Annotated in this window: 12 protein-coding genes; all 12 read right to left on the reverse strand. The window is 42.1% G+C overall.

The window, feature by feature from the left end; translation table 11 throughout:
* Positions 1–63 precede the first annotated feature (63 nt).
* From rplE to rplD, 12 genes are read right to left on the reverse strand one after another with little or no spacing between them, the layout of a single operon-like run.
* Positions 64–621: a 50S ribosomal protein L5 gene (gene rplE / locus ACESMA_RS21215; protein WP_372950887.1), complete on the reverse strand. Its 558-nt coding sequence runs from the start codon at positions 619–621 to the stop codon at positions 64–66.
* A complete protein-coding gene (gene rplX / locus ACESMA_RS21220; RefSeq protein WP_372950888.1) occupies positions 621–947 on the reverse strand; it encodes a 50S ribosomal protein L24 in 327 nt (108 codons plus the stop codon). Before rplX ends, rplE begins: the two co-directional genes overlap by 1 nt.
* Positions 948–964: 17 nt before the next feature.
* Complete coding sequence (gene rplN / locus ACESMA_RS21225; protein WP_372950889.1) at positions 965–1,330, reverse strand: 50S ribosomal protein L14; 366 nt, start codon at positions 1,328–1,330, stop codon at positions 965–967.
* 2 nt (positions 1,331–1,332) lie between these two features.
* Entirely contained in the window at positions 1,333–1,590 is a 258-nt protein-coding gene (gene rpsQ / locus ACESMA_RS21230; protein ID WP_372950898.1) for a 30S ribosomal protein S17, read from the reverse strand.
* 16 nt (positions 1,591–1,606) lie between these two features.
* A complete protein-coding gene (rpmC, locus tag ACESMA_RS21235) occupies positions 1,607–1,810 on the reverse strand; it encodes a 50S ribosomal protein L29 (protein ID WP_372950890.1) in 204 nt (67 codons plus the stop codon).
* 15 nt (positions 1,811–1,825) lie between these two features.
* On the reverse strand, positions 1,826–2,248 hold the full coding sequence (gene rplP / locus ACESMA_RS21240; RefSeq protein ID WP_372950891.1) for a 50S ribosomal protein L16: 423 nt from the start codon (positions 2,246–2,248) through the stop codon (positions 1,826–1,828).
* Positions 2,249–2,275: 27 nt separating this feature from the next.
* Positions 2,276–2,995 (reverse strand): 30S ribosomal protein S3, encoded by a 720-nt coding sequence (gene rpsC / locus ACESMA_RS21245; protein ID WP_372950892.1) that lies wholly within the window; start codon positions 2,993–2,995, stop codon positions 2,276–2,278.
* 3 nt (positions 2,996–2,998) lie between these two features.
* Complete coding sequence (rplV, locus tag ACESMA_RS21250; RefSeq protein ID WP_372950893.1) at positions 2,999–3,421, reverse strand: 50S ribosomal protein L22; 423 nt, start codon at positions 3,419–3,421, stop codon at positions 2,999–3,001.
* A gap of 34 nt (positions 3,422–3,455) precedes the next feature.
* The gene (rpsS, locus tag ACESMA_RS21255; RefSeq protein ID WP_372950894.1) at positions 3,456–3,722 is read right to left on the reverse strand and encodes a 30S ribosomal protein S19; all 267 of its coding nucleotides are present in this window, start codon (positions 3,720–3,722) and stop codon (positions 3,456–3,458) included.
* A gap of 16 nt (positions 3,723–3,738) precedes the next feature.
* On the reverse strand, positions 3,739–4,563 hold the full coding sequence (gene rplB, locus ACESMA_RS21260) for a 50S ribosomal protein L2 (RefSeq protein ID WP_372950895.1): 825 nt from the start codon (positions 4,561–4,563) through the stop codon (positions 3,739–3,741).
* 8 nt (positions 4,564–4,571) lie between these two features.
* Positions 4,572–4,862, reverse strand: coding sequence for a 50S ribosomal protein L23 (gene rplW / locus ACESMA_RS21265; protein ID WP_372950896.1), 291 nt, complete (start codon positions 4,860–4,862; stop codon positions 4,572–4,574).
* A gap of 12 nt (positions 4,863–4,874) precedes the next feature.
* Positions 4,875–5,504 (reverse strand): 50S ribosomal protein L4, encoded by a 630-nt coding sequence (gene rplD, locus ACESMA_RS21270; RefSeq protein ID WP_372950897.1) that lies wholly within the window; start codon positions 5,502–5,504, stop codon positions 4,875–4,877.
* Between the last annotated feature and the right edge of the window lie 89 nt (positions 5,505–5,593).

Raw genomic sequence — 5,593 nt, forward strand, 5'->3', positions numbered from 1 at the left:
GTATTTTTCAACCAGTTTTGCCCTTTTTACTTCGCGGGCTTTCATTGATTCTTTGGCCATAGCTTAATTCTTTTTAACATTTTTAAATGGTAAACCTAATTGTTTCAACAGGGCAAAACCTTCTTCGTCGGTTTCTGCTGAAGTAACAAAGGTAATGTTCATCCCGTTGATTTTGCTAACTCTATCGAGTATAATCTCGGGGAATACGATCTGCTCGGGAACACCAAGCGTGTAGTTTCCGCGTCCGTCCATTTTACTTTCAATTCCGCGAAAGTCGCGAATACGGGGCAATGCTGCCGAAATCAAACGGTCGAGGAATTCATACATGCGTTCGCGGCGCAACGTAACGCGCACCCCGATTGGCATTTTCCTTCTCAGTTTAAAATTGGAGATGTCTTTTTTGGAAAGGGTTTGAACTGCTTTTTGCCCGGCAATCATGGTCATTTCAGTGGTGGCCACTTCAATAATTTTTTTGTCGGCAATAGCTGCTCCCACTCCCTGGTTCAACACTATTTTTTCCAATTTTGGAACCTGCATTACTGAAGAGTAGTTGAACTCTTTTTTCAAAGCAGGTACTACTTCTTCCTGATATTTCTTTTTAAGAGCTGGTACGTATGCCATTACTTAATCTCCTCTCCAGATTTTTTCGAATAACGAATCAATTTACCTTTACTTTCATCCATCCTGCGACCAACGCGGGTACGTTCTCCGGTTTTCGGATCAACCAGCATGAGGTTCGAGATATGGATGGATGCTTCCTGTTCAATAATACCACCCTGCGGATTTTTCGCATTGGGTTTGGTATGTTTTTTCATCAGGTTAACACCTTCAACAATTGCCCTGTCGGTTTTTCTGATTACCTCAAGCACGCGGCCTTTCTGGCCTCTGTAGTTGCCGGTAATCACTACCACAGTGTCACCTTTCTTTATGTGTAACTTTTTCTGCATTTTCGAACTTTTTCGATTTACAATACTTCAGGTGCTAACGAAATAATTTTCATGTTCTTATCCCTTAATTCACGGGCCACAGGACCGAAAATACGGGTTCCGCGCATTTCGCCGGTGTTGTTGAGCAACACAACGGCATTGTCGTCGAACCTGATGTAAGAACCGTCGGGACGACGGACTTCTTTACGGGTACGTACAACAATTGCTCTGGAAACAATTCCTTTTTTGACATCGCTGCCAGGGATAGCACTTTTAACTGACACCACAATCGTATCGCCTATTGAGGCATAACGTTTACGGGTACCGCCTAAAACACGAATACACAAAACTTCTTTTGCTCCGCTGTTATCGGCAACCCCACATCTGGTTTCTTGTTGTATCATGATTACTTCGCTCTTTCAATTATTTCAACTAATCTCCAACATTTGTTTTTGCTCAACGGACGTGTTTCCATTACTTTGACCAAATCGCCAATGTTGCAGTCATTTTTCTCATCGTGGGCATAAAATTTTGTTGTTTTATTCACGAATTTTCCATAAATAGGGTGCTTCACTTTACGTTTTGCAGCCACCACAATGGTTTTTTCCATTTTATTGGAAACAACAACCCCGACGCGCTCTTTCCTGAGATTTCTTTCTTTAATTTCTTCCATCGCTGAATTAATTCTGATTATCACTTAATTCTCTTTGATGAAGAACAGTTTTGAGCCGTGCAATATTTCTTTTGGAATCTTTGATTTTCATCGGGTTATCCAGCGGAGATACAGCATGGTTTAAACGAAGGCGAACTAAATTTTCTTTTTCCACCTGTATTTTCTCGACGATTTCTTTGGTCGTCAATTCTTTTATTTCAGACGTTTTCATATTTATTCACCTTTTTTATTCTTCAACAAAATCACGCCTTACCACAAACTTTGTTGTAACCGGCAATTTCTGAGCTGCAAGACGCAACGCTTCTTTTGCCAGGCTAAACGGTACGCCGTCGGCTTCAATAATAATTCGCCCGGGCGTAATCGGAGCAACAAATGCTTCAGGTGCCCCTTTACCTTTACCCATACGTACTTCGGCGGGTTTTTTGGTAATGGGTTTATCGGGGAAAATTCGAATCCAAATTTGACCCTGACGTTGCATGTGGCGTGTAACCGCAACCCTGGCTGCCTCAATCTGGCGCCCAGTGATCCACGCTTCTTCCAACGATTTTATTCCAAACGAACCGAAAGCAAGTTGATTCCCGCGTTGGGCGTTTCCCTTCATTCGGCCCTTTTGTACTCTTCTGAATTTTACTTTTTTTGGCTGTAACATTCTTACTTCTTTCTAAGTGTTATACCACTATTTTCTTCTACCTCTGCGGCCACCGCCACCAAAGCCTTTATTACCTCCCGGACGGGCTTGTTTTTGCCCTAAGTTTGGTGAAAGGTCCCGGTTTCCGTAAACCATACCTTTACAAATCCAGACTTTTACTCCAATAAGTCCGGTTTTGGTAAGCGCTTCGCCCAATGCATAGTCAATATCGGCTCTCAGGGTATGTAACGGAGTACGTCCGTCCTTATACATTTCCGAGCGGGCCATTTCGGCGCCATTCAGCCTGCCTGAAACCAATACTTTAATGCCTTCGGCTCCCATTCTCATGGTTGAAGCGATAGCCATTTTCACAGCCCTGCGGTAAGCTACCTTACCCTCGATTTGCCGTGCAATGTTGTTGGCAACAATTTTGGCATCGAGTTCGGGCCGTTTAATTTCGAAAATGTTGATTTGAACCTCTTTACTGGTAATTTTTTTCAGCTCTTCCTTCAACTTGTCAACTTCCTGTCCGCCTTTACCAATAATAATACCTGGGCGTGAAGTATGCACGGTGATGGTGATAAGTTTCAAGGTACGTTCAATAACGATTCTTGAAATACTGGCTTTGGCCAAACGGGCATTCAAATATTCCCGTATTTTGTGGTCTTCAGTCAGCTTATCGCCGTAATCGTCGCCACCGAACCAATTTGAGTCCCATCCTTTAATGAACCCCAAACGATTTGAAATTGGATTTACTTTTTGTCCCATGTACTACTGATTAAGATTTTCTTCGACAACACTTTCTTTCCGGTCAACGTAAATGGTAACGTGGTTCGAGCGTTTTTTGATGCGGTGAGCACGACCCTGGGGAGCCGGACGTAACCTTTTCAAAATGCGGCCTGAATCAACCATTACTGTTTTTACGTACAAATCACTTTCCTCTAAACGAACTCCTTCGTTTTTAGCCTGCCAATTGGCAATGGCTGAAAGCAGGAGTTTTTCTACCCTGCGCGATGCTTCTTTCGAGGAATACTTAAGAACATCTAACGCTTTATTCACCTCCATGCCGCGGATAGAATCGACTACAAGCCTCATCTTTCTTGGTGAAGTAGGGCAATTTCTTAAAACAGCAAAATATTGTTGTTTTTTATCTTCTTTTCTTTTATCTGCTGCTAATCTTTTTCTGGCACCCATTCTTTTTTCCTTTTAATTTTTATTGACATTATGCCTATCTTTTGTTACCAGCATGACCCCTGAAGGTTCGTGTAGGTGCAAATTCTCCCAATTTATGTCCTACCATATTTTCGGTAACATACACCGGGATAAATTTATTTCCGTTATGGACGGCGATGGTATGACCTACAAAGTCAGGAGAAATTACTGAAGCTCTGGCCCATGTTTTTACTACTGATTTTTTCCCGCCATCATTCATAGTCAGGATTTTTCTTTCCAGTTTATAATTAATAAAAGGCCCTTTTTTTAACGAACGACTCATAATTCTTTCCCTTTAACTATTTTTTCCTACGTTCAATAATATACTTGCCGGAAGCTTTCTTTTTGGAACGGGTTTTATACCCTTTCGCGAGCAATCCTTTACGCGAGCGCGGATGTCCGCCTGATGCACGGCCTTCGCCGCCACCCATTGGGTGATCAACCGGGTTCATCACAACTCCACGTACACGTGGTCTTCTTCCTAACCAACGTGAACGACCTGCTTTACCAGAACGTTCGAGGTTGTGCTCTGCATTTCCAACAGTTCCAACAGTTGCCCTGCAGGATGTAAGTACCATACGAGATTCGCCTGAAGGTAATTTCAATACTGCGTATTTACCTTCACGAGAGGTCAATTGCGCATAAGCGCCTGCACTACGTGCCATCGTTCCGCCCTGTCCGGGTCGGAGTTCAATGTTGTGAACCAATGTTCCAAGAGGAATATCAGATAAGGGGAGTGTATTTCCGATTTCAGGTTCAACCCCTGGACCGCTTTTTAATGTTTGCCCAACTTTTAATCCGTTGGGTGCAACAATGTACCTTTTTTCGCCGTCTTCGTAATGAAGAAGAGCGATGCGGGCAGAACGGTTCGGATCGTACTGAATGGAATCGACAACAGCAGCAACACCGTCTTTATCGCGTTTAAAATCGATAATCCGGTATTTGCGTTTGTGTCCCCCACCTATATACCTCATTGTCATGCGGCCCTGGTTGTTTCTACCTCCAGATTTCCGCAGGGGCTCCAACAATGATTTTTCAGGTGTAGATGCAGTAATGGTATCAAAGGCGCCCACTATTTTGTGCCTCTGACCCGGAGTTACTGGTTTTAATTTCCTTACTGCCATTTCTATAATTAAATATTACTGTAAAAATCAATATTATCTCCTTCGGCCAAAGTAACTATGGCCTTTTTGTAAGCAGTTGTTTTTCCGGAAATGACTCCTGATTTGGTATAGCGTGATTTTACTTTTCCACCATATACCATGGTATTAACAGAATCAACCGAAACATTGTACATCCCTTCAATCGCTTTTTTAATTTGCGGTTTTGTGGCAGATTTTACAACAACAAACCCGTAACGGTTATACCGTTCGGACTGCTCATTCATTTTCTCTGTAACCAATGGTTTTATTAAAATATCCATCTTTAAATCGCCTTAAAGTTTAAATGCTTCTTCTATTTTCTTCACAGAACCTTCGAGAAGAACAATAGTTTTTGCGTTCAAAATTTGATATGTATTTAATTCAGAAGCAATTACGACCGAAACATCCTGTAAATTTCTGGACGACAAATATATGTTATTATTTTCGGCTGGTAAAACGAAAAGTGACTTTTTATCAGCAATTTGCAAATTACTTTTCAGTGCCACCATTTCATTTGTTTTTGGAGCTTCCAGACTAAAATCTTCCAAAACCATGATACTGTTTTCACGGGCTTTGTAAGTTAACGCCGATTTCCTTGCAAGTTGCTTCACTTTTTTGTTCAGCTTAAACTCATAACTTTTAGGACGTGGACCAAAAACGGTACCGCCCCCTTTGAAGATTGGCGATTTAATATCGCCGGCACGTGCTGTACCGGTTCCTTTTTGTTTCTTAATTTTCCGGGTACTTCCAGTTACTTCAGCGCGCTCTTTGGTTTTATGCGTTCCCTGGCGCTTGTTTGCCATGTATTGTTTTACGTCGAGGTAAATGGCATGGTCGCTGGGCTCAACTCCGAAAATTCCTTCGTGTAAGGTAATTTTACGCCCAGTATCTTTTCCTTCTTTATTCAGTACATTTAGTTCCATTGTTTCCTAATAATTAAGTATGAACCTTTGGCGCCAGGCACTGAACCTTTCACCACTATCAAATTCTTTTCAGGAACCACCTTTATCAC

The organism is Mariniphaga sp. (assembly GCF_041687215.1).
Taxonomy (GTDB): domain Bacteria; phylum Bacteroidota; class Bacteroidia; order Bacteroidales; family Prolixibacteraceae; genus Mariniphaga.